Here is a 23,156-nt window from a genome sequence, read left to right on the forward strand (position 1 = left end):
ACGCCCTCGCCGCCGAGATCGCCGCGGCGCTGCCCCATCTGCTCGCGGCCGGGAAAGCGACGCCGAACGGCGACACGCCAGTTTTTACTGACGCGTAACTTCACTCCGGAGCTACTCGTGCGTAATTTGGCGTGAGTACCGCACTTGTGGTCCGGATCACAGGGCGCCCTCGCAACTCCCCTTGAGCCGCAAGGAGATGGCCCGATGCTGCCCCGGAACCCCCGTTCTTCCTGGAAACGCGTGCTCGGACCGCTGGCGGCGGCGCTGCTCGCCGCCGTGGTCACGGCCGGTCCCGCCGCCGCGCAGACGCAGTCCGCGCCCAGCAGCGGCTGGAACGACTACACGTGCAGACCCTCCGCCGCCCACCCCCGCCCCGTCGTCCTGGTCCACGGGACGTTCGGGAACTCCGTCGACAACTGGCTGGCTCTCGCCCCCTACCTGGTCAACCGGGGCTACTGCGTCTTCTCCCTCGACTACGGCCAGCTCCCCGGAGTGCCGCTCTTCAACGGCCTCGGCCCCATCGACAAATCGGCCGAACAGCTCGACCGTTTCGTAGACGAAGTGCTCGCCGCGACCGGCGCCCCCAAGGCCGATCTGGTGGGCCACTCGCAGGGCGGAATGATGCCCCGCTGGTACCTGAAGTTCCTGGGCGGCGCCGCCAAGGTGAACGCCCTGGTCGGCATCGCGCCCGACAACCACGGCACCACCCTTGACGGCCTCACGGCGCTGCTCCCCTACTTCCCCGGCGCCGCCGACCTGCTCAAGCGCGCCACCCCCGGCCTCACCGACCAGGTGGCCGGCTCACCGTTCCTGACCAAGCTCAACGCGGACGGCGACACCGTCCCCGGGGTCCACTACACCGTCATCTCCAGCCAGTACGACGAGGTGGTCACCCCCTACCGCTCGCAGTTCCTCAGTGGTCCCGACGTCCACAACGTCCTCATCCAGGACAAGTGCCTCCTCGACCTCTCCGAGCACGTGGCCATCGGTCTGACCGACCGCATCGCCTACCACGAGGTGGTCAACGCGCTGGACCCCGCGCACGCCACGCCCACCACCTGCGCCTCCGTCATCGGCTGAGTCCAGGCGTCCTCTCCGACGAGAGCGGCCCCCTTCACGCCTACGCAGTCGTACCTACGTAGCAGGTACGAAGGGGGCCGCGTCCCGCGCGCGCCGGGCGGGGTGCCGGGAACCGCGTCCGTCAGTCGCCGCGGCGTCCGGCCGGGGCGGTCCTGCGGCGGACCGTCAGGAAGAGCACCGCGGCACCCGCCGTCAGGGCTCCGGCGCCGCCGATCGCGAAGTACGGGGTGGAGCTGTCGCCGCCCGTCTCGGCGAGGTTCCCACCGGTGGTCGAGGCGTCGGAGGTGTCCGCGACCGTGGCCGCGGCCACGCCGTCGGCCTGCGGCGCGTTGCCGTGCGCCTCCTTGGCCGTGCCCTGCGCGCCGCTCGCCCCGTGCTTCTCGGAGGCGGGCCCGGCCGGTGCCCCGGCGCCGGTGTTCGCGTCGTCGTCACCGTGGCCGTGGTGCTCCACGGTGGACTTGGCGGCGCCGTCCTCGATCTGCCGCTCGGTGGGGGCGGACGCGGTCGGTGCCGGAGCGGTCCCGCCGTTCCCGCCGTCCCCGCCCGTGTCCTTGCCGAACACCACGTCCGAGCAGGTGTAGAACGCCTCCGGGCTGTCCGAGCGCTGCCAGATCGAATAGACCAGGTGGCGGCCGGACTTGGCGGGCAGGGTGGCGTCGAAGACGTAGTCGCCGCCGCGCATCCCCGGGTCCGTCACCCTGGCGAACGGCTTGGCCTCCAGGTCGGACCACTTCAGCGGCTTGGTGGGGTCGTAGCCGTCCTTGGTGATGTACAGCTCGAACGTGCCCCGGTGGGGAGCGGTGCCCTTGTAGTGGAAGGTGTGCCGCCCGGCGGTCAGCTTCGTCGACGGCCAGTCCGCGCGCGCGAGGTCGAGCCCCTTGTACTTGTCGTTGCCCGCGCTGCACAGCTTGCCGTCGGGGATGATCTGCTTCGACTTGCCCGCCGCGTTGGCGATGTTGACGGCGTTCCAGTCGTAGAGGGCCTGCGTACCGCCGGTGGCGACGGCCGCCTTGCACGCGGCGGAACGCGGGTGCTCCGGACCCTCGGCATAGCAGGCGGAGACCCGGCTGACCGGGTCCGTCATCGAACCGTGGGCGAGCGCCGGACCGGCCGCCAGCCCGGCCAGCACCAGCGGCACGAGGGTCAGGGAAGCGGCGGTGGCGGCCTTGCGACGAGCGGTCATCGTGGCGGTTCTCCTTCGGTGCTGCACGGGGTGGGCGTGGAGCACGCTAGCCGCCGAAAACCGCGAAATCGGCTGCTGGGAGGGGGTGATGACGATCCTTATGGCGCCGTTAAGGGGTGACTCAGCGACGGTTAAGAACGGGCGCCTCCGGCCGTACGGTGGGGGCATGATCCATACGAACGACGGCTCGACAGCCCACCCCCACGGCAGCTCGGACGACCGCCGGGGAGACCGGCCGGGGATCCGCCCGGACGGCCGGGGGAGCGCCGAGGTCAGGCCCGCCACGGCCGGTGACGTGGCCCGGGTGAAGGAGGTCACCGATGCGGCGTACGGCCACTACGTGGAGCGCATCGGGGTGGTCCCCGCACCCATGGAGGCCGACCACGCGGCGAACGTGGCCGAGGGGCTGGTGTTCGTCCTGGGCGAGCCGGTCGCCGGGGTGCTGGTGCTGGTCCCGGAGGCGGACCACCTCTTCCTGGACTCGATCGCGGTGCACCCCGACGTCAGGGGCTCGGGCCTCGGCGGGCGGCTGCTCCACTACGTCGAGGAGCACGCCCGACGGCTCGGCCTGCCCGAAGTGCGCCTCTACACCAACGCCATGATGTGGGAGAACCGGCAGATGTACCCCCGACTCGGGTACGAGTTCGTGGAGCGGCGCGTGGACGGGCCGTACGACCGGTTCCACTACCGCAAGGTCCTGGCCGCACCGGTGGATCCGACGGCCGGATGAGCTCGGCGGGGGCCGTTGTCAGTGGCGGGTGTCACGATCGGTGCATGAACATCGACCGCGTCCGAACGGACCTCCAGCAGCCTGCCGTGGACCTCACCGGGTCCTTCGCGGACCTCACCGGGTCCGTCGCGGAACGCCGCTCGCCCGTCGCGGACCCCGGCGACTGGGACGTGGCCGCCGCCACGTTCGACGACGAGGCCGACCACGGGCTGCGCGATCCGGCCGTGCGGGCGGCGTGGGACCGGCGGATGGGCCAGTGGCTGCCGGAAGTTCCGGGGGACCTGGTCGATCTGGGGTGCGGTACGGGAAGCCTCTCGCTGCTCGCGGCCGGGCGCGGGCACCGGGTGACGGCCGTGGACCTCTCGCCCAGGATGACCGAGCTGGCCCGCGCCAAGCTGGCGGGCACGGGCGCACGCGTGCTGACCGGCGACGCGGCCCGGCCGCCGGTGGAGGGGCGGGAGTTCGACGTGGTGCTGGCCCGGCACGTGGTGTGGGCGCTGGCCGATCCCGCCGGGGCGCTGCGGCACTGGTGGTCCATGCTGCGGCCCGGCGGACGACTGGTCCTGGTCGAGGGGGTCTGGGGCAGCACCGGCATACCCGCCGAGCGCCTCACCGACGTGCTCATACCACTCGGCGCGGCGGCCGTACGGTACGAGCGGCTGTCCGGTGACGCCACGCTGTGGGGGCGCGAAGTGGACGACGAGCGGTACGTGGTGGTGGCGGTCGACCGGGCGCCCGGCCCGGCCGGCTAGTCGATCAGCTCCGTCAACTTGCCCCTCTTGGCCAGCAGTTCCAGCTCGTCCAGGGCCTGTACGGCGCGGGCCGCCGCGTCCGGGTCGCGCTCGGCCAGGCCGCTCTCCTCGAACTCGTCCTCGTCCAGTCGCAGCACGGTGGCACCGTCGGCGGAGACCCACAGATCGAGGTCGAGGTCCTCGACGACCACCTCCGTGCCGTCCACCACGGCGGGCCGGGTGATGTCGCAGTACCAGCCCTTCAGCGTCGCGTCGGCCGTCCGGACCTCCTTCACCGAGTACCAGCGGTCCCGCCAGTAGTGCTCGGTGAAGACGTCGCCCGGCTCGAACCGGACGAAGCCGAAGTCACGGACGCCGTCCGAGGCCCAGGCGGCGCGCACGCTGAGGCGGACACCGTCGTCGGCCACCAGGGACGCCGGGTAACTGATCTTCGTACGTCCCGACTTGACCAGATTGATCGAGAGGAGGGAGCCGGATGCGGACGAGGTCGCGGGCATGACGTATCTCCGTTGCGCAGTTTTCCTGGGGGAACCACCGGTCAAGGAGTCGCACGTTACGTGCGGGGCGCGGGCGGGTGCCTCCCATTTTCGCCGGGTGCGGCGGAGGGGGAGAATCGGGCTGTGACCCTGAAGATCGTCATTGACCAGGAAGCCGCGAGCGCGCCGTACGAGCAGCTGCGGGCACAGATCGCCGAGCGGGCGCGGGCGGGGGTGCTGCCCGTGGGGTACAAGCTGCCCACGGTGCGCGGCCTCGCCGAGGAGCTCGGCCTGGCCGCCAACACCGTGGCCAAGGCGTACCGCGCCCTGGAAGCGGACGGGGTGATCGAGACGCGCGGACGCAACGGCACGTTCGTCGCGGCGGCGGGCGACGCGGCGGACCGGCGGGCAGCCGCCGCCGCACGCACCTACGCGGAGGACGTCCGCCGACTGGGGCTGGACCGTGAGGCGGCCCTGGCCGCGGCGGCCCAGGCGGTGCGGGCGGTGTACGGGGAATGAGCCGGGGCGGGCCGCGCCACGGCCCACCCCGCCTCCTCACAAGTACAGCCCGGAGTCCGTGCTGTCCCGCTGGTCCGGGACGCCGGGGGCCGCGGTGCCCCGGCGCAGGGCGAAGAGTTCGGCCAGGGTGGCGCCCTCGCGGCCGATGCCTTCCTCCGTGCCCAGCCACGTCACCGCCTCGCGGCGGGTCATGGGGCCCACCTCGATACGGGCCAGACAGCGGCCGGGGCGGACCACCGCGGGGTGGAGCCGCTCCAGGTCCTCGTTGGTCGTGACGCCGACCAGCACGTTGCGCCCCTGGCCGAGCAGTCCGTCCGTCAGGTTCAGCAGCCGGGAAAGGGCCTGGCCCGCCGTGTGCTTGGCCTCGCCCCGGATCAGCTCGTCGCAGTCCTCCAGCAACAGCAGCCGCCAGCGGCCCTTGGCCGAGCCGTCGTCCTCGCCGATCGCGATGTCCATCAGATAGCCGACGTCGTTGAAGAGGCGCTCCGGGTCCAGCACGCAGTCCACCTGGCACCAGTCGCGCCAGGAGCGGGCCAGGGTGCGCAGCGCGGACGTCTTGCCGGTGCCCGGCGGGCCGTGGAGCAGCAGCAGGCGGCCCGCGATGTCGTCCGGCGTCACCTTCATCAGGCGGTCCATCGCCTCGGCCACCGGCGCCGTGTAGTTGGGCCGCACCTCGTCCCAGGTGCCGGCGGCGATCTGGCGGGTGGTGCGGTGCGGGCCGCGGCGCGGCGACATGTACCAGAAGCCCATCGTCACGTTCTCCGGCATCGGGGCCGGCTCGTCCTCCGCGCCCTCGGTGGCCTGCTTCAGGACGCGCTCGGCGAGGGCCTCGCTGGTGGCGGTGACCGTGACGTCCGCGCCCCGGTTCCAGCGCGAGACGAGCAGCGTCCAGCCCTCGCCCTCGGCGAGCGTGGCGCTGCGGTCGTCGTCCCGCGCCGAACGCAGCACGGTCGCGCCGGGCGGCAGCAGGCTGACGCCCTTCTTCACCCGGTCGATGGAGGAGCTGTGCGAGAACGGCTGCTCGCCCGTGGCGAACCGGCCGAGGAACAGCGCGTCGACGACGTCGGACGGGGAGTCGCTGTCATCTACATTCAGCCGGATCGGCAGCGTCGCTTCAGGGTTCGCGGACATGCCTTCCATGATCCGGCAACACGCCCCGCCGTGCACGGTGTTTTGTCCCGTTGCACCGGGCCGGGAACCCGGCGCGGGGTGTGGGGCGTTCCCTCTTCGTCCGGTGGAAACCGTCCGAAAGGCAGCACCTCGTCGATAGGCTGATTTATGATCCGTCGTCATGTTTGGGCTCCGGCCGCACTGCTCGGCCTGGTCGCGGCCGTGCTCGCGCTGGTCCTCGCCATGAGCGGCTCGTCGACGCACCCGGCCGACGGCGGATCAGGGGCCAGGGGCGGCCCCACCGGCAAGGCGAACGGGAAGCCGGAGCTGGGCTGGGGCTTCACCCACACCCAGTACAGCGCGGACAGCGGCTCCCCCGACGCCGTCGCCCGGGTGCGCGGGCTCATCGCCCCACAGCCGATGCCGCAGGACCAGGCGATCATGGGCTGGGGCGCGGGCAACCCGGAGCCCTCGCCCGGGGATTACGACTTCTCGGACCTGGACCGGCGCATCGCCTTCATCCGCTCCACCGGCTCCACCCCCGTGATCACGCTCTGCTGCGCGCCGGACTGGATGAAGGGCGGCCGGGCGGGCGAGGACCACACGGACTGGAGCCTGAAGTCGTTCGAGTCCGCACCCCTGCCGACCCACTACGCGGACTTCGCCAAGCTCGCCGCGAAGGTCGCCGAGCGGTATCCGGACGTGCGGCACTTCATCGTCTGGAACGAGTTCAAGGGCTTCTTCGACGAGAGCAGCCAGCGCTGGAACTACGAGGGGTACACCCGGCTCTACAACCTCGTCTACGACCAGCTGAAGAAGGTGAACGAGGAAAACAGGGTGGGCGGCCCCTATCTGGCGATGGACAGTTACGCACCGGGGGAGGAGCAGTTCGCGTCCGAGCTGAAGGGTCCGTGGGGGTCGGTGGACCAGCGGGTGCTGGACGCCTTCACGTACTGGAACCGGCACAAGAAGGGCGCCGACTTCGTGGCGGTCGACGGCGCCGGGTTCACCCGGGACGACCGGGCGCTGCCCGACGCCTTCACCGCGCTCGACAAGTTCACCGACGTCGGCCGCTGGCTGCGACAGCACGCGGAGGGGCTGCCGTTGTGGTGGACCGAGTACTACGTGGAGCCCGACGGCTCCCACTGGAGCGAGGGGCGGCGGGTCGCCGCCCAGGCAGCCGCGATGATCGCCATGGCCCGGGGCGGGGCCACCACCGGCTTCTACTGGAGCCCGCAGCGGACCACGGCCGACTGTCCCGGCTGTCTGTGGACGGCGACACAGAGCGCCGACGGGGGAGCGGCGCTGCCGATGTTCGCGCTGGTGTCGCGGTTCGGCAAGGAGTTCCCGCCGGGCACGGCGTACGCGAGGGTGGAGACGGCCGCCGAGGACATACCCGAGGTCCGGGTGCTGGCGAGCGACCGGGTGGTCCTGGTCGTCAACACCCTGGACCGTGACATCCGGGCGCGGGTCGACGGCCGGTCGCTCTCGATGACCGCGTACGAGGTGCGCTGGCTCGACCGCTGACGGGTCGCCGCACCGGCCCGCGGACCGCCCGCCGCCGCACCATTCTGCGGGTGACCCGCCGTCGGTCTCCGGTCTCCGGGCGCGAAGGAGGGCGCGGCCCTAGTCCGCGAGGGGCTGCTGCGTGGAAGGTTCGGCGTCGGCCGGATCCCCCGTCCGCAGCACCCCGTACAGCTTCTCCGAAGCGATCGTGGCGATTACGGCGAGGCTGGCCTGGTGTTGCGCGCGCGGCGGCGCCCGGCCGTCGTTCCGCTCGCCGGCATCGGTCACCCTCCGGTCAGCGCGCGACCGGCCCGGCGGGCCCGGCGGACTACGGCGTACCCCTTGGTGAGGACGCGGTCGAGGGCGAACGCGCGGGCGAGGGACCGGCCCTCGACGAGGCGGGCGAACTCCTCGATGCCCGTGGTGCGCCGGACGGTCACGCGCTCCAGGGCGTACGGGCCCTGGCGGCGTCGGGCGAGGGCGTTGCCGACGGCGAGCGCCTGGGCGAATCCGGCTGACCGTACGGCACGCCGCACGCGGCGGCTGGAGTATCCGTAGGGGTAGGCGAACGAGACGGGGGCCGTGCCCAGCTCCTCCGCGACGATCTCCTTGCAGCGCAGGGTCTCGAACCGGAGGCGTTCGTCGTCGATCTGGTCGAGCTGCGGATGGGTGTGGCTGTGGCCGCCGATCTCCAGACCGGCACCGGCGAGCTCCCGCACCTGGTTCCAGTCGAGCATGGTGTCGAGCGCGCCGCCGCGCTCATGGGCCCCGCGCAGCCAGCCGGTGGAGACGAAGAGGGTGGCGGCGAAGCCGTGTTGGGCGAGGACGGGCAGGGCGTGGCGGTGCACGCCCTCGTATCCGTCGTCGAAGGTGATCAGGACGGGCCGACGCGGCAGGACGCCCGCCGAGCGCCACGCGTCGGCCAGTTGGGCCGTGGTCAGCGGGGTGAAGCCGCGGTCGTCGAGCACCCGCATCTGCTCGGCGAAGGCGCCGGGAGAGACGGAGAGACCGTGGACGGCACGGGCCGGTCGGTGGCCGACCGCGTGGTACATCAGGATCGGCACGGGAGCATTCATACGACGGCCTCCTCGTCGCCCGGCTCGCGCGACCTGCTCGGTTCGCCCCACTCGCGCGAACCGCCCGACCCGGCGGGAGCGGCTGGCGCCGCAGCTCCGGGAGCCCCTGCAACCCCGGGAGCCTCCGCGGTCTGCCCGACCCCCGTGGCTCCCGCATCCCCGAGAGCCTCCGCAGCCCGCGCGGCCCCGGGAGCGCCCGCAGTGCCCGCAACCCGCGCGGGCTCGGCGGCGACTGCCGGTCGGTGTTCGTCCTGTGGTGAGTGGGACGGGGCGGCCGGCTGGCCGGCGTGTTCCTCTGCGGCCGGAGGCCGTGGCGCGTTCGGGGGTGTCGAGTCGTTCGGGGGCGGCGGTGCGGGCGGAGTCTGTGGCTCCGGTGGCGTGATCGGGGTGACCTCGAAGTGGGGGGCGCCGTGGCGGGTGCGCAGGGTGGCCAGGGCGTAGCCCGCCGTTGCCGTGGCCACGCCCGTGATGATCGCGGCGGCGCGGCCCGCGCCGCCCGGGCGGCCGAGCAGCGCGTCGCGCAGACCGCGCAGCACACCGGCCGGAAGCACCCTGGTCGTGTAGCGGCGCTCCGATTCGAGGCCCTTGCCCGCGCCCATGCTGCGGGAGACCAGCGCCTTGGAGAGGCCCTCGGCGTAGGTGCGGGTGCGGAAGTAGCCGAAGCGTTCGCGGGCGGGAGGGACCCGGTGGTGGATCACCGCCCGGTCGTCGATGAGGAGCACCGTCCCGGGCAGGGCGCGGGAGAGCCGGATGCAGAGTTCGGTCTCCTCGCAGCCCAGCGGCCGTTTGTCGCCGTCGCGGCCGATGCCGGTAGCGAAGCCGCCCGCCGCGTCGAAGGCGGTACGGCGGAAGGAGGCGTTGCCGCCGAGCACATTGCGTACCGGCACCCGGCCGGGCGGCAGCCCCCGGTACGTACACCCGACGACCCAGTCGAACTCCTCGGGGAACCAGGCCGGGCGGCGCCCGGAGGCCCAGGCGGGCACGGTGCGCCCGCCGACCGCCATCACCCGCGGGTCGGCGTACCCCTCGGCGAGGTGGCGCAGCCAGTCGCGTTCGGCCACGGCGTCGTCGTCGAGGAAGGCCACGAACTCGCCCCGGGCCGCGGCGATCCCGGTGTTGCGGCCGGCCGACAGGCCGCGGGGACCCGCGTTGGCGAGCACCCGCACCGCTCCGGAAGCCGCCGCTGCCCCGTGGCCCGGGCCGCACCCCCGCCCGCCGTACTCCCCGTACACCTCGTCCCGGTCCTCGCCGTACTCCCTCTCCAGGCGTTCCAGCAGCGCGCGGTTGTGGTCCACGATCAGCAGGGTTTCCCGGGGCGGCCGGGACTGGTGGCGCACCGAGGAGACCGCCGCGAGGATGTCCTCCCAGCGGTCCTCGGTGTACACGCAGATCACCACGGAGAACCGAGCCGCGTCCCCGGTGGCCGTGCGGTGCGTCAAGAGCTCTCTCCCCGGCGGTCGTCGAGGCCGGTGAGCGGGGCGCGCCGGTGGCGGAGCGGCACGGCCTTCTCGTGGAGGATCACTCTGAGCACCCGGATCCCGTCGCGCACGGCGCTGAGGTTGGAGACCCCGTGGATGCGGTGGTACTCATGGCTGGGGACCTCCTGGACGCGCAGGCCCGCCTTGACGATCCGGATGTTGATCAGGGTCTCTATCTCGAAACCGCTGCAGTCCAGGACGATGTCGTCGAGGCAGTACTTCCAGAAGGCGTTGTAGCCGTAGCACAGGTCGGTGTAGCGGGCGCCGAACTTGCGGTTGACGATGGTGCACAGCGCCCAGTTGCCGAGCTTGCGCACGGGGGTCATGTCGTCCGTGCCGCCGCCGTTGGCGAAGCGGGAGCCCTTGGCGAAGTCGGCGCCGCCGACCAGGGCGGAGACATAGCTGACGATCTCCTCGCCGTCGGCCGAGCCGTCCGCGTCGACCATGACGATGATGTCGCCGGTGCAGGCGGCGAAGCCGCTGATGAGCGCGTCGCCCTTGCCCTTGCCGACCTGCTTGACGACCTTGACGTCCGGGCGCAGCGCACGGGCGACCCGCACGGTGTCGTCCGTGGAGTTCCCGTCGACCAGGACCACTTCGTGGATCCATTGCGGAAGGGTCTTGAAGACATACGGAAGGTTTTCCGCCTCGTTCATGGCGGGGATCACGACGCTGACCGGTGGGGCGATCGCGAGATTCGGCGAGACCGCGCGATAGCGCGCGGAATTGGCCGTTATTCGAGCGGCTCCGGAGTCGGCTGCGATGCTTTCGGAATCGTGGTCGGCGTCGTGCTGGAGTGACGCCGTGGGTGGATCTTCTTCCCGGCTCGCCGGGTGAACGAAAGAACTCATGAGTCTTTGTCCCTCTCGTCCGGTGGACCGCCCGCCCCCCGGGCGGTCCGGATGAGTTTCCGGTGACGAAAGGGGGGTCCTCACCCCGGTCATGACGATCTGGCACGCCTTGCTGATCGGGTGAGCCGACTGTGCTGGCCGCGCGGCCCATGGACGGTCGACGACGCACGAAGACCGAGCACGACACCCCCCTAGCGCGCCCCGCCCCGGCGGCCGTCGCGACGCCTGAGCCCTCCCCCGGAATCGCTTGCGTGATGGGCCGGTGCGGGTGGATGTAAGACGGTATTGACGATGGGCACCATATGGCAAGACCTGGAACACGGCCTCACGTTTTTGGGATTTTGACCGCTCCTGACCGATCGTTTATGGAGTGATTTACTCCCGTTCCCGCAAGGAAAAGGAGAAAGCTGATCACGGCGACTGCCATGATCTCGCCAGGTATGGACCGGGTGTTGCTGCTCGCCATGATTTCGGCGATCAAGAGGTTGATGAGTACCGCCCCTGACAATGACGCGACCGCGCGCGGCAGCGGTTGCAGCCGGCGCAAGGCGGAATGCAGCGCCTGGGCGGGGGCGGCGAAAAGGAAGTACAGCGCGAGCGGGGCGCGCAGCGGGGAGTCCAGCGGAAGGAGGGCGAGCGCGGCGCCGGACGCGGACGCCGCGAGCGAGGCGCCGCCGAGGGGGGCCGCCAGATCGGCGCGCGCCGGTGCCCCGTCGGGCCCGGTGCCCCGGGGGGCCGGTGGCGTGGGGGTCATCCGAACCTCTGTGTGCCGATGCGTGCCGCCCGTCCGGCCTCCCGGGGGCGGCGGTTCAATGTGGCGCACCTGTGAAGGGCCGTCAAGGCAAGGGGCGTGCAGGTGAACTTCCGTGCGGCCAAGGTCAATTGACGGGACCTCGGCGTCAGACGCTGCCCGCCCGGAACGGATTTCTGAAAGTTCTTGGCATGTCCACTTCCGGTGATCCCTACTCGCTGGTACGACATCTGTGGCGGATATCCCCGCACTAGGAGGCCCCCACATGAAGCTCTCCCGTATGACGGCCTGTGTGTCGTCGATTTTCCTGGCCGCCGGCTTCGCCCTCACCGGGGCGAGCGTGGCCAGCGCCGCTCCCCAGGCCGCCGGCACCGACTACGTGGCGCTCGGCGACTCCTACTCCTCCGGAGTGGGAACCGGCACGTACGACAGCTCCAGCGGCTCCTGCAAGCGCTCACCCAAGGCGTACCCGTCCCTGTGGGCGGCGTCCCACGCGCCCGCCTCGTTCGCCTTCACCGCCTGTTCGGGTGCGACCACCGACGATGTGAAGGCCAGTCAGCTCGGCCCGCTCAACTCCTCGACCGACCTCGTCTCCGTCACCATCGGCGGCAATGACGCCGGCTTCTCCGACGTCATGACCACCTGTGTGCTGAATTCGCAGTCCACCTGCCTCAACCGCATCAACCAGGCGCGCACCTACGCCGACACCGTTCTGCCCGGCAAGCTCGACTCGGTCTACGACGCCATCAGAGCCAAGGCGCCCAACGCCCGCGTCGTCGTCATCGGCTACCCGCACTTCTACAAGATCGGCGGCAGCTGCTTCCTCGGTCTGAGCGACACCTCGCGCGCGGCGATCAACGGCGCGGCGGACGAGCTCAACAGCGTGACCGCCAAGCGTGCCGCCGACCACGGATACACCTTCGCCTCTGTCGTCCCCGCCTTCACCAACCACGAGATCTGCTCCAGCAACTCGTGGCTGAACAGCCTCGTCTGGACCAACATCGGCGAGTCCTACCACCCGACCGCCGCCGGTCAGTCCGGCGCCTACCTGCCCACCTTCACCAACGCGGCCTGAGCCGCCCGGACACCACCCTCAACCGCCGGCGGGCGTGGCGGAGCCGCCGCCCGCCGGCACCGAGGAAGCAGAAGGGGAGGAGGCCCCGCCGGTCGGGGTCTTCTCCGTGCACGTGACCGTGTACGCGACGGGGTCGGAGGTGGCCGTCGCCGGTGAGCTCACCTCCAGCCGCACCGCGTTGCGGACCGTCCGGCCCGGCCCGTACCCGGATTCGACGTGCCGGACCTGCTGAGACCTCGGCCCGTCCGCCCCGAAGTCCAGCGTCTTCCAGCCCGGGTCCGAGGACTGCCCGGTGGCCGTCAGCCAGCGGTACCGCACCTGCGCCGGGGTCCGCTCCACGGTGAGGACCGCGACGACGGCCGGAGCGGCCCCGTCCGGCGGCGGGCAGGCGCCCTCGTAACTGTCCCGTACGGCCTGGAGCACGACCTGGACCGACTGCGGCGGCGGCGCGGAGGAGCTCGGGCCGCCACTGGCGGGCGCGGAGGCGCTGCTGGTCGCCGGTGACGGGGTGCTCCGGCTCGCGGTGGGGTGCGTCGCGGCGTGGGTCGTCGCCCGCGGGGCCGACGGGGCCGTGGTGGGCGCGGTCGTGGAGCCGCGGTCGTCGCCGCCCCCGTTCCCGCTGTGCGCCAGGGCCCAGGCGAGTCCGCCGAGGGCGAGCAGCAGCACCACCACTCCCGCCAGGAGCACGGCCCCCGCCCGGCTCCGCCGTTCCCCGGGCTCCTCCGGCCGCACCGCGGTCGTGCCGCCCGATCCGTACGGGCCCGGCGCCGACGGGGCCGTCCGGCCGGGTTCGGGCGCGAGGACCGTGGTCGTCGCCCTGTCGCGCGGACCCGCGTACGGCGGTGCGAGCGGCACCGAGCCGCCCGCGCCCACCACGCGCAGCTGGTGCTCGGCCCGCTCGGCCGACAGCCGCTCGGCCGGGTCCTTGCGCAGCAGCCCCTCGATCACCGGGGCGAGCGCCCCCGCCCGGCGCGGCGGCGGCATCTCCTCGTCGACCACGGCCCGCAGCGTCGACAGCGGGGTGTCCTGGCGGAACGGCGAGTGGCCCTCGACCGCCGCGTACAGCAGTACGCCCAGCGACCACAGGTCCGAGGCGGGGCCGGGGGTGCGGCCCAACGCTCTCTCGGGGGCCAGGAATTCGGGCGAGCCGACCACCTCGCCGGTCATCGTGAGGGTGGAGGTGCCCGCCACCGACGCGATGCCGAAGTCGGTCAGCACCACCCGGCCGTCGTTGGCCAGCAGGACGTTGGCGGGCTTCACGTCACGGTGCAGCACGCCCGCGTCGTGGGCCGCGCGCAGCGCCGCGACGACCTCGGCGCCGATGTGGCCCGCGCGCTGCGGGGGCAGCGGGCCGTCCGCGTCCAGGACGTCCGCCAGGGTGAGGCCGCGGACCAGCTCCATCACGATCCACGGGCGGCCGTCCTGCACCGCCACGTCGTAGACGGTGACCACGTTGCGGTGCGAGACGCGGGCCGCGGCCCACGCCTCGCGCTCCAGGCGGGCGTAGAGCCTCTGTTCGTCCGAGGCGTCCAGACCGGCCGGTGCCCGCACCTCCTTGACGGCGACCTCGCGCCCCAGCACCTCGTCGCGCGCCCGCCACACCTCGCCCATCCCGCCGCGGCCGAGCGGGGACAGCAGCCGGTAGCGTCCGGCCACCACGCGCTGCTCGCCGCCGGGTACCTCACTCATGCGCGTGCCTCCTCCGACTTGTCCAACGACTTGTCCAACTCGGCCTGGAATCATGCATATTCGGAGAGTAATCGGGGGTGCGGTGTCAACCCCTCCCCGGGAGAGGTGAATCCCACCACCGGGATACACGAGTGTGATGCGAGGGCGATAGGGTTACCCTGCCCAGGGCCGGGTGCCCTCGTTTGGGTGGGGAGTGACATGGAACAGATAACAATGCACAGCAGGGCGAGAGTGCCTGCCATCACCTGCGGGAGCAGTGCGACCAGTTCGCGGCTCGACCGCCATCTCTCGGTGCTCGGCGGCCCCGCCGTCCCGCTGCGGGAGACGGCCGAGGCGACCTTGCTGATGCGTGAGCTGACCTCGCGTGACGCCGCGCACCGCCGGAGGAGCAAGAGCGCCCGCGTCTCGCTCTTCGCCCCGCTGCGGCGCCTGCGCCGCTCGCTCTTCGGCAGCCGCGGCTGAAGTCCACCACAGTTCACGACAAGTGACCGCACGGCACGACCGGTGACTTCCTGAAACTCACTCGGGCCCGCACGTCGTACCCGCGCAGCGCTGCTGCCGGCCCCTCCGTCATCCCCAGGGCCGACAGCGGCGCTTCGGTGTGCCCGGACACCGACGGCGCGCACTCTTCGGCGCACGCCGGTGGCGCGCCCCGCACACCATCCCGATCGGCTGCGGATCCGATGACGGGATCGAACGACAAGAGCAACGCCCGGAGCGACGTCCGCAGCCGCGGCTAGAGCAGGGCGAACTGGCCTCCCGGCCCCTCCTCGTGATGGTCCAGTACGGACGCGGGGCGGCGGGCGGCCGACGGGACCGGCAGCACCCCCGCCCCGGCCAGCCGCTCCCGGTCCAGCGGCGCACGGGCCGCCTCCTCGGCCAACTCGGCCAGCCGGGGCCGGAGTTCGTCCAGCAGGGCGAGGGCCGTGATCAGCTCCAGCAGCTCCGACGTCCACTCCTGCGGCCAGGCGGCCGGTCCCAGCGCCTCCAGCGTCCCGGCCTCGCCGCGCTCGGTGCGGCGCTCGAACCACGGCTCCAGCACCCGCACCCCGCCGACCGCGAACTCCCAGGCGCCGGGCGGCACGGGCGAGATCCGGCCCTCGCCCAGATGCAGCGCCTCCTCCTCCGGGTCGTAGCGCAGCGTGTCCGGGCGGGCCGGGATCGCGGCCCGGACGTAGGGCCGCCGCCCGCCCGGCAGCCGGGGCTTCTCGCCGCCGCGCGCCCCGCGCAGCGTGAGCGCGACGACGCGGTGCCCCAGCGCCACCCCGGTGTCCCAGAGGCGGGCGTCGGCGGTCAGCGGGACCGCGCAGCCCGCCGGGGTGGCGCGGGCGGTGGCCGCCACCCAGGCCAGCAGGTCCTCGGGGGCGACCTCGGGCCGCCCGTACGCCTTCGCGAGGAAGGGGAGCAGGCCGGGGGCGACGTTCGGTTCCCCGCCGCCGGGGCGCCGGTAAAGCGGGCGGACCCGGCCCGGGCGTCCGGCGGGGGAGCGGCCGTCGGGGAGCAGGGCGCAGACCGTCACGGCGGGGCCGCGGGCGTCCGGCACGTACCCCTGCTCCAGCGCGAACAGCTGCCGCTCGTCCGCCACCCGCCACAACTCCGGGCGGGCCGCGTCGAGCAGGCGGTGGTCCGGTATCAGCCACTGCTGGTCGTAGGGGCCGTGGGCGATGCGTACGGGAGCGGGGCAGGGGCCCGACTCCTGGGCCAGCGGCGTGGTGCGGCCCGGCTCCCCGTCGAGCGGGAGCGCGGTGACCGAGGTGCGCGGGGTACGGGCGCGGCTGGGGCGGAAGAGGCGGTCGCGCTCGGCGCCGGACGCCCGGACGAGCACGTCCCAGCGGGCTCTGAGCGTACGGGCGTCCGGGGCCATCACCCAGGGGCGGCCGGGGCGCAGGGGGGCCACGGACCACGGCATGAGGTCATCGAGCGACGCTTCGGCACTCACGGGGGGCCATGCTAGGCGCTCCACGGGCGGGTTGGTCATTCGCCCACGGGGCGGCGGGGCGGGGTGGTGGCCGTCCTCGATCGCTGTCCCCCTCCCCGGGCGCCGGGCCCCCTACCGCCTACCGCGCCTCCACCGTCACCGAGAACGAGAAGCGGTCGCCCCGGTAGCGGATGCGGGCCACGTCGGCCACGCGGCCGTCCGCGTCGTACGTGACGCCCGTGTAGTGCAGGATCGGGGAGAGCAGCGGGACTTCGAGGAGTTCGGCCGTCAGCGGGTCGGCCAGCCGGGCCTCCACGGTGTCGGTGATGCGGCTGATCCGCACGCCGACCGCGTCCCGCAGGACCTTGGTCATCGGCCACCGTTCGAGGTCGGACACGTCGATGGCGGCGGCGAGTTCGGGCCGTACCGCGTTCTCCGCCCAGTTGGTGGGTTCGCCGCTGCCGCCGTCGCGGCGCAGCCGGCGGTAGGTGACGACCGAGTCGCAGTCGGGGAAGTGCTCCGCGAGCTCCCCCGGCACCGGCTCCGGGCCGTGGCCCAGCACCGTCGTGGGCTCGCCGGACTGCTGCGCCACGATCGCGTCGATCGAGCCGAGCAGCCGGACCGGGGTGCCGCGCCGCGCGGTCGGCTCGATGAACGTGCCGCGCCGCCGGTGCCGGGTGATCAGCCCCTCCTCCTCCAGCTCCTTGAGCGCCTGCCGCATGGTCAGCACGCTCACCCCGTAGTGCGCGGCCAGCTGCTCCTCGGTGGGCAGCCGGAGCGAGGCGTCCGGCGTGCGGCCCAGTATCGAGGCGCGCAGGGACTGCGAGACCTGGTACCAGAGCGGCAGCTTGCGGTTCAGGACCAGCGAGTCGGGAGCGAAGGAGGAGGTCACGGAGATTCCGTATCAGGCTCTGGGGAGGGGCGGAAGGCGGTGTTCGGGATCCGGGGACGGGGTGGTCCCAGCGTCCCACCTCCGGGGCCGTGCGGCCCCTCCGGGTCCCCGCCGCCCGCCGTCAGGCGCGGAAGTGCCGCTGCAGGCCGCGCCACACCTCGTCGTAGCCGCGCTGCAGGTGGTCCGCCGACGCGGCCTGCTGGGTGGCCGTCACCGGCCAGCGCGTCTCGAACATGAAGGCGAGGCCGTCGTCGATCTTCTGCGGCTTCAGCTCGGCCGCGCTCGCCCGGTCGAACGTCTCGCGGTCGGGGCCGTGCGCCGACATCATGTTGTGCAGCGAGCCGCCGCCGGGCACGAAGCCTTCGGCCTTCGCGTCGTAGGCGCCCTCGATCAGGCCCATGTACTCGCTCATCACGTTGCGGTGGAAGTACGGCGGGCGGAAGGTGTCCTCGCCCACCAGCCAGCGCGGCGCGAACACCACGAAGTCCACGCCCGCCAGCCCCGGGGTGTCCGAGGGGGAGGTGAGGACCGTGAAGATCGACGGGTCCGGGTGGTCGTAGGAGATCGTGCCGATGACGTTGAAGCGGTGCAGGTCGTAGACGTAGGGCACGTGGTTGCCGTGCCAGGCCACCACGTCCAGCGGCGAGTGGTCGTACTCGGCGGTCCACAGGTTGCCGCAGAACTTGTTGACCACCTCGACGGGGCCGCCGGTCTCCTCGTACGCGGCCACCGGCGCCAGGAAGTCGCGGGCGTTGGCCAGGCCGTTGGCACCGATCGGGCCGAGGTCGGGGAGCTGGAACGGGCTGCCGTAGTTCTCGCAGACGTAGCCCCGGGCGGTGGCGTCGAGGAGCTCCACGCGGAAGCGGACCCCGCGCGGGATCAGGGCGATCTCGCCGGGGCGGGCCGCGAGCAGGCCGAACTCGGTGCGCAGCAGCAGCCCGCCGCGCTCGGGGACGATCAGGAGCTCGCCGTCGGCGTCGCTGAACACCCGGTCCATGGAGGCGTTGGCGTGGTAGAGGTGGACGGCCATGCCGGCGCGCTGGGCGGCGTCGCCGTTGCCGCCCAGGGTCCACAGGCCGGCCAGCCAGTCGGTGCCCGGCGCGGGCTCCGGCAGCGGGTTCCAGCGCAGCCGGTTCGGGTCGGGGACGGTCTCGGTGAAGGGGGCGGTGCGCAGCCGCCCGTTGTCGGTGCGGGTGAACGCCGGGTGCGCGGCCGACGGCGTGATCCGGTACAGCCAGGAGCGGCGGTTGTGCGCCCTCGGTTCGGTGAAGGCGGAGCCGCTCAGCTGCTCCGCGTAGAGCCCGAGGGGGGCGCGCTGCGGCGAGTTCCGGCCGTGCGGCAGGGCGCCGGGAACCGCCTCCGAGCTGTGCTCGTTGCCGAAGCCGGGGGAGTACGCCAGCGCCTCCGCCGTCTTCCTCGCCCGCTCGCTGCTGGTGGTCATCTGCCGCTCCCGCCGCCGAAGGAATCCTTCAATCCTATGGGACACCGTAGGATTCCGATTCGACCACGTCAACGGCAAAACCGGCCGGGCGCGGCATGATGGGCCCGTGTCCCATCCGAACCTCCGCCGTGCCCCGGTCCAGCAGCGCAGCGCAGAGCGCCTGACCCGGATCCTGGACGCCTGCGCCGAACTCCTGGACGAGACCGGCTACGAGGAGCTCTCCACCCGGGCCGTGGCCCAGCGGGCCGGGGTGCCCATCGGCTCGGTGTACCGCTTCTTCAGCAACAAGCGGGCCCTGGCGGAGGCCCTCGCCGCCCGCAACCTGGACCGGTTCGCCGAGATCGTCTCCGCCCGGCTGGTCTCGATCGAGGCGGCGGACTGGCGCGGCGCGATCGACGCGGTGCTCGACGAGTACCTGGTCCTGAAGAAGACCGTGCCCGGCTTCAACCTGGTGGACTTCGGCGGGCCCCAGCCGGTCGCCGACCCCGCCGCCGACGCCAACCACCTGCTCGCCGAGCGCCTGGCCCAGCTGCTCCCGGCCCAGTTCGGCCGCGCCCCGGACGCCGAGCTGCGGCTGACGATCCTGGTCGCGGTGGAGGCGGCGGACGCGCTGCTGCGGCTCGCCTTCCGTACGGACCCGGCGGGGGACCCCGGGATCGTCGCGGAGACCCGGGAGCTGCTCCACTCCTACCTCGCGCGCACCCTGGGCTGACCCCGTCGCGCGATCGGGGCGGGCGGCGGCGAGTGGTGCGCGGCGCCGCCCGCGCGCACCCGGCCGCGCAGCCCCCTCGCCACCATGCCTACCGGTCGGTATGCTCGCGTCGTCGGCGCCTCCCCGAGCCCTCGGCGCCATCCGGTCCGTCCGTGCGGGGAGGCCCCCAGCCGCCCGTCGCCCCGGGGAGGACCCCCTATGTCCGCACTGCGCATCTGCCCCCTGTGCGAAGCCACCTGCGGGCTGACGCTCACCGTCGAGGGCTCCCGGGTCACCGGCGCCCGGGGCGACCGGGACGACGTGTTCAGCCAGGGGTTCATCTGCCCAAAGGGCGCCTCCTTCGGTGAGGTCGACGCCGACCCCGACCGGCTGACCGGGCCCCTGGTCCGGCGCGGCGGACGGCTGGAACCGGCGAGCTGGGACGAGGCGTTCGACCTCGTCGCGGCCCGGCTGCGGCCGGTCGTCGAGGAGCACGGGCCGGACGCCGTCGGGGTCGTGCTCGGCAACCCCAACGTCCACACCATGGCCGGGGCGCTCTATCCGCCGCTGCTGGTCGGCGGGCTGCGCACGCGCGCCCTGTTCACCGCCAGCACCCTCGACCAGATGCCCAAGCACGTCTCCAGCGGGCTGCTCTTCGGGGATCCGTTCGCCATCCCGGTGCCCGACCTGGACCGCACCGGCCATCTGCTGCTGCTCGGCGCCAACCCCCTGGAGTCCAACGGCAGCCTGTGCACCGCGCCGGACTTCCCCGGCCGCCTCAAGGCGCTGCGGGCCCGGGGCGGCACCCTGACCGTGGTGGATCCGCGCCGCACCCGTACCGCCCGCCTGGCCGACCGCCACCTCGCCCCCCGGCCCGGCACGGACGCCCTGCTGCTCGCCGCGCTCGCCCAGGTCCTCTTCGAGGAGGGGCTCGTCGCGCCCGGCGCGCTCACGGACCGGGTGGCGGGGCTGGAGGAAGTGCGCGAAGAGGTGCGGGAGTTCACCCCCGAGGCGGTCGGGGCGGCCTGCGACCTGGACCCGGACGAGATCCGCACCCTCGCCCGGGAGCTCGCCGCCGCCCCGGCCGCCGCCGTGTACGGCCGCATCGGCAGCTGCACGGTGGCCCACGGCACCCTCGCCAGCTGGCTGGTCGACGTGCTCAACGTCCTCACCGGAAATCTGGACCGGCCCGGCGGCGTGCTCTTCCCGCTCTCCGCCACCGACCGCGCCCCCCGCCCGCCGGGCCCCGGCAAGGGCTTCGCGCTGGGCCGCTGGCGCAGCCGGGTCGGCGGCCACCCCGAGACCAAGTCCGAACTGCCGCTGGCCGCACTGGCCGAGGAGATCGAGACCCCCGGCGAGGGCCGGATCCGGGCGCTGGTCGTCTGCGCCGCCAACCCGGTGCTCTCCGCCCCCGACGGCGACCGGCTCGACCGGGCGCTGACCGGGCTCGACTTCATGGTCAGCGTCGACCCGTACCTCAACGAGACCTCGCGCCACGCCGATGTCGTGCTGCCCCCGCCGCCGCCGTCGCAGAGCGCCCACTTCGACTTCGCGTTCAACGCGCTCGCCGTGCGCAACCAGGTCCGCTACACCCGGCCCGCCGTCCCGCTCGCCGGGGGCGGGCTCGACGAGTGCGAGATCCACGCCCGGCTGGTGCTCGCCGCGACCGGGCTGCACGGCGCCCCGGCGGACGCCGTGGACGCGGCGGTCGTCGAGCGCACCCTGGGCAAGGCGGTGGCCGACCCGCACTCACCCGTGCACGGACGCGACCCCGGGGCGCTCGCCGCCCTGCTGACCGGGGAGAGCGGCCCCGAGCGGCGGCTCGACCTGATGCTGCGGCTCGGCCCGTACGGCGACGGCTTCGGGGCCGACCCCGAGGGCCTGACCCTGGAGCGGCTGCTGGCCCGTCCGCACGGCATCGACCTCGGCCCGCTGCGGCCCCGGCTGGCGCAGGTGCTGAAGACCCGCAGCGGACTGGTCGAGCTGCTGCCCGCGCCGATCGCCGAGGACCTGCCCCGGCTGCGCGCGGCCCTCGGCGCGCGGCCCGACGGGCTGGTCCTGGTCGGCCGGCGCCATCTGCGCTCCAACAACAGCTGGCTGCACAACATCCCGTCCCTGACCGGCGGTTCCAACCGCTGCACCCTGCACGTCCACCCCGAGGACGCGGCGCGGCTCGGGCTGCGCGACGGCGACCCCGTACGGGTCAAGGCCGACGGCGGCGAGGTGGCGGCGCCCGTGGAGATCACCGAGGCGGTCCGCACCGGTGTGGTGAGCCTGCCGCACGGCTGGGGCCACGACCGGCCGGGCACCCGGCTCGGGGTCGCCGCCGGGCGGCCCGGGGTCAACGTCAACCAGCTGCTCGACGGCTCCCGGCTCGACCCGCTCTCCGGCACCGCGGTGCTCAACGGCTTTCCGGTCGAGCTGATCGCACTTCGTTGACCTGGGGTTTTGCTCGTATTGCTCACACGTCAACATCTTGTTAACGCCGGAACGGCCGACCTAACGTCATCCGCACCGCCAGCCCCCCGCTGGAGTTCAAGGGTGAACGTTAGGTGTCCTCCATGCTGACCGTCCTCGGCTTCACCATGATCGCGACCTTTCTGGTCCTGATCATGCTGAAGAAGCTGTCGCCCATCGCGGCGCTGGTTCTGATCCCCGCCCTGTTCTGCGTCTTCGTGGGCAAGGGCGCCCATCTCGGCGACTACGTGGTCGACGGCGTCGGCAAGCTCGCGCCGACCGCCGCGATGCTGATGTTCGCGATCATCTACTTCGGGGTGATGATCGACGTCGGCCTCTTCGACCCGGTCGTGCGGGGCATCCTGCGGTTCTGCAAGGCGGATCCGGTGCGGGTGGTCGTCGGTACGGCGGTGCTCGCCGCGATCGTCTCGCTCGACGGCGACGGCTCGACCACCTTCATGATCACGGTCTCCGCGATGTACCCGCTCTACAAGCGGCTCGGCATGAGCCTCGTGGTGATGACCGGAGTGGCCGCCACCGCCAACGGCGTGATGAACACCCTGCCCTGGGGCGGCCCGACCGCCCGCGCCGCCACCGCCCTGAAGCTGGACGCCACCGACATCTTCGTGCCGATGATCCCGGCCCTCGCGGTGGGCCTGGTCGCGGTGTTCGTCCTCGCGTACGCCCTGGGCCGCCGCGAGCGCGAGCGCCTCGGCCACCTCACCCTCGACGAGGTCCTGGAGCCGGAGAGCGAGACGGTGCTGGTGGCGGCGGGCGGCGCCGAGCCGCCCCGCACCGGCGCGGGCGGCGGCACGGACCTGCCCGGGACGGGCGAGTTCCCGGGCCTCGACCCGCGGCGGGCGACCCTGCGGCCCCGGCTGTACTGGTTCAACGCGGGCCTCACCGTGGCGCTGCTGACCGCCATGATCATGGAGTGGCTGCCGATCCCGGTGCTGTTCCTGCTCGGCGCGGCCCTGGCGCTCACCGTCAACTACCCGCACATGCCGGACCAGAAGGCCCGGATCGCCGCGCACTCCGAGAACGTCGTCAACGTGGCGGGCATGGTCTTCGCCGCCGCCGTCTTCACCGGCGTCCTCAACGGCACCGGCATGGTCAAGCACATGGCGGACTGGCTGGTGGGCGCCGTCCCGGAGGGCATGGGCCCGCACATGGCGCTGGTCACCGGTGTGCTGAGCCTGCCGCTCACGTACTTCATGTCCAACGACGGCTTCTACTTCGGCGTCCTGCCGGTCCTCGCCGAGGCCGGCGCCGCCCACGGCGTCTCCCCGGTGGAGATCGCCCGCGCCTCGCTGGCCGGGCAGGCCCTGCACATGTCGAGCCCGCTGGTTCCCGCGGTGTACGTGCTGGTGGGCATGGCCAAGGTCGAGTTCGGCGACCACACCCGGTTCACGGTGAAGTGGGCGGCGCTGACCTCGCTGGTGGTGCTCGGCGCGGGCATCCTCTTCGGCACGGTCTGAGCG

Annotated in this window: 19 protein-coding genes and 2 pseudogenes; 10 read left to right on the top strand and 11 right to left on the bottom strand. The window is 72.9% G+C overall.

Annotation, left to right across the window (positions count from 1 at the left end; translation table 11 throughout):
- Positions 1 to 204 precede the first annotated feature (204 nt).
- On the top strand, positions 205 to 1,080 hold the full coding sequence (locus tag AB5J87_RS27610; protein WP_369380280.1) for an esterase/lipase family protein: 876 nt from the start codon (positions 205 to 207) through the stop codon (positions 1,078 to 1,080).
- 121 nt (positions 1,081 to 1,201) lie between these two features.
- Here the strand turns inward: AB5J87_RS27610 and AB5J87_RS27615 are convergent, their stop codons facing one another.
- A complete protein-coding gene (locus AB5J87_RS27615) occupies positions 1,202 to 2,263 on the bottom strand; it encodes a lytic polysaccharide monooxygenase (RefSeq protein ID WP_369380282.1) in 1,062 nt (353 codons plus the stop codon).
- Between the two features lie 166 nt (positions 2,264 to 2,429).
- Between AB5J87_RS27615 and AB5J87_RS27620 the strand changes: the two genes are divergently transcribed.
- Positions 2,430 to 2,993, top strand: a complete 564-nt coding sequence (locus AB5J87_RS27620; RefSeq protein WP_369380284.1) for a GNAT family N-acetyltransferase — start codon at positions 2,430 to 2,432, stop codon at positions 2,991 to 2,993.
- A 170-nt stretch (positions 2,994 to 3,163) separates the two neighbouring features.
- Positions 3,164 to 3,715 (top strand): annotated as a pseudogene (locus tag AB5J87_RS27625) (class I SAM-dependent methyltransferase); the annotation flags it as partial.
- A 26-nt stretch (positions 3,716 to 3,741) separates the two neighbouring features.
- Here the strand turns inward: AB5J87_RS27625 and AB5J87_RS27630 are convergent.
- Positions 3,742 to 4,242, bottom strand: coding sequence for a DUF402 domain-containing protein (locus AB5J87_RS27630; protein ID WP_369380286.1), 501 nt, complete (start codon positions 4,240 to 4,242; stop codon positions 3,742 to 3,744).
- A 123-nt stretch (positions 4,243 to 4,365) separates the two neighbouring features.
- Here AB5J87_RS27630 and AB5J87_RS27635 point away from each other — a divergent pair, with 123 nt between their 5' ends.
- The gene (locus AB5J87_RS27635; RefSeq protein ID WP_369380287.1) at positions 4,366 to 4,740 is read left to right on the top strand and encodes a GntR family transcriptional regulator; all 375 of its coding nucleotides are present in this window, start codon (positions 4,366 to 4,368) and stop codon (positions 4,738 to 4,740) included.
- 36 nt (positions 4,741 to 4,776) lie between these two features.
- On the opposite strand, the gene AB5J87_RS27640 is transcribed toward AB5J87_RS27635, so the two are convergent.
- Positions 4,777 to 5,880 carry a DUF5925 domain-containing protein gene (locus tag AB5J87_RS27640; protein ID WP_369380289.1) on the bottom strand — a complete coding sequence of 368 codons (1,104 nt, stop codon included), beginning with the start codon at positions 5,878 to 5,880 and terminating at the stop codon, positions 4,777 to 4,779.
- A gap of 138 nt (positions 5,881 to 6,018) precedes the next feature.
- Between AB5J87_RS27640 and AB5J87_RS27645 the strand changes: the two genes are divergently transcribed.
- Positions 6,019 to 7,377, top strand: coding sequence for a xylan 1,4-beta-xylosidase (locus tag AB5J87_RS27645; protein ID WP_369380290.1), 1,359 nt, complete (start codon positions 6,019 to 6,021; stop codon positions 7,375 to 7,377).
- A gap of 263 nt (positions 7,378 to 7,640) precedes the next feature.
- Here the strand turns inward: AB5J87_RS27645 and AB5J87_RS27650 are convergent, their stop codons facing one another.
- From AB5J87_RS27650 to AB5J87_RS27665, 4 genes and pseudogenes are all read right to left on the bottom strand, one after another.
- Complete coding sequence (locus AB5J87_RS27650) at positions 7,641 to 8,432, bottom strand: polysaccharide deacetylase family protein (RefSeq protein ID WP_369380292.1); 792 nt, start codon at positions 8,430 to 8,432, stop codon at positions 7,641 to 7,643.
- Positions 8,433 to 8,839: 407 nt separating this feature from the next.
- Positions 8,840 to 9,829, bottom strand: a pseudogene (locus AB5J87_RS27655) (glycosyltransferase family 2 protein); the annotation flags it as partial.
- Positions 9,830 to 9,867: 38 nt separating this feature from the next.
- Positions 9,868 to 10,761 (bottom strand): glycosyltransferase family 2 protein, encoded by an 894-nt coding sequence (locus AB5J87_RS27660; RefSeq protein WP_369380294.1) that lies wholly within the window; start codon positions 10,759 to 10,761, stop codon positions 9,868 to 9,870.
- Positions 10,762 to 11,086: 325 nt separating this feature from the next.
- Positions 11,087 to 11,515, bottom strand: a complete 429-nt coding sequence (locus AB5J87_RS27665) for a hypothetical protein (RefSeq protein ID WP_369380295.1) — start codon at positions 11,513 to 11,515, stop codon at positions 11,087 to 11,089.
- Positions 11,516 to 11,777: 262 nt separating this feature from the next.
- Between AB5J87_RS27665 and AB5J87_RS27670 the strand changes: the two genes are divergently transcribed.
- Complete coding sequence (locus AB5J87_RS27670) at positions 11,778 to 12,587, top strand: SGNH/GDSL hydrolase family protein (RefSeq protein ID WP_369380297.1); 810 nt, start codon at positions 11,778 to 11,780, stop codon at positions 12,585 to 12,587.
- Positions 12,588 to 12,605: 18 nt separating this feature from the next.
- Here AB5J87_RS27670 and AB5J87_RS27675 read toward each other — a convergent pair whose 3' ends face one another.
- Positions 12,606 to 14,276 (bottom strand): serine/threonine-protein kinase, encoded by a 1,671-nt coding sequence (locus AB5J87_RS27675; protein ID WP_369380298.1) that lies wholly within the window; start codon positions 14,274 to 14,276, stop codon positions 12,606 to 12,608.
- A 198-nt stretch (positions 14,277 to 14,474) separates the two neighbouring features.
- Here AB5J87_RS27675 and AB5J87_RS27680 point away from each other — a divergent pair, with 198 nt between their 5' ends.
- Complete coding sequence (locus tag AB5J87_RS27680; protein WP_369380300.1) at positions 14,475 to 14,738, top strand: hypothetical protein; 264 nt, start codon at positions 14,475 to 14,477, stop codon at positions 14,736 to 14,738.
- Between the two features lie 274 nt (positions 14,739 to 15,012).
- Here the strand turns inward: AB5J87_RS27680 and AB5J87_RS27685 are convergent, their stop codons facing one another.
- From AB5J87_RS27685 to hmgA, 3 genes are all read right to left on the bottom strand, one after another.
- Positions 15,013 to 16,254: a type ISP restriction/modification enzyme gene (locus tag AB5J87_RS27685; protein ID WP_369380302.1), complete on the bottom strand. Its 1,242-nt coding sequence runs from the start codon at positions 16,252 to 16,254 to the stop codon at positions 15,013 to 15,015.
- Between the two features lie 79 nt (positions 16,255 to 16,333).
- On the bottom strand, positions 16,334 to 17,086 hold the full coding sequence (locus AB5J87_RS27690) for a GntR family transcriptional regulator (RefSeq protein ID WP_369380303.1): 753 nt from the start codon (positions 17,084 to 17,086) through the stop codon (positions 16,334 to 16,336).
- Between the two features lie 121 nt (positions 17,087 to 17,207).
- Complete coding sequence (hmgA, locus tag AB5J87_RS27695) at positions 17,208 to 18,527, bottom strand: homogentisate 1,2-dioxygenase (protein ID WP_369380306.1); 1,320 nt, start codon at positions 18,525 to 18,527, stop codon at positions 17,208 to 17,210.
- Positions 18,528 to 18,633: 106 nt separating this feature from the next.
- Here hmgA and AB5J87_RS27700 point away from each other — a divergent pair, with 106 nt between their 5' ends.
- The 3 genes from AB5J87_RS27700 to AB5J87_RS27710 all read left to right on the top strand — a co-directional run bounded on the left by AB5J87_RS27700 (position 18,634) and on the right by AB5J87_RS27710 (position 23,153).
- Positions 18,634 to 19,239 (top strand): TetR family transcriptional regulator, encoded by a 606-nt coding sequence (locus AB5J87_RS27700; protein ID WP_369380309.1) that lies wholly within the window; start codon positions 18,634 to 18,636, stop codon positions 19,237 to 19,239.
- Positions 19,240 to 19,437: 198 nt separating this feature from the next.
- A complete protein-coding gene (locus tag AB5J87_RS27705) occupies positions 19,438 to 21,657 on the top strand; it encodes a molybdopterin oxidoreductase family protein (RefSeq protein ID WP_369380311.1) in 2,220 nt (739 codons plus the stop codon).
- A 122-nt stretch (positions 21,658 to 21,779) separates the two neighbouring features.
- Positions 21,780 to 23,153: a CitMHS family transporter gene (locus AB5J87_RS27710; RefSeq protein ID WP_369383692.1), complete on the top strand. Its 1,374-nt coding sequence runs from the start codon at positions 21,780 to 21,782 to the stop codon at positions 23,151 to 23,153.
- Positions 23,154 to 23,156: the final 3 nt, after the last annotated feature.

It is taken from the genome of Streptomyces sp. cg36 (assembly GCF_041080675.1).
GTDB lineage: Bacteria > Actinomycetota > Actinomycetes > Streptomycetales > Streptomycetaceae > Streptomyces.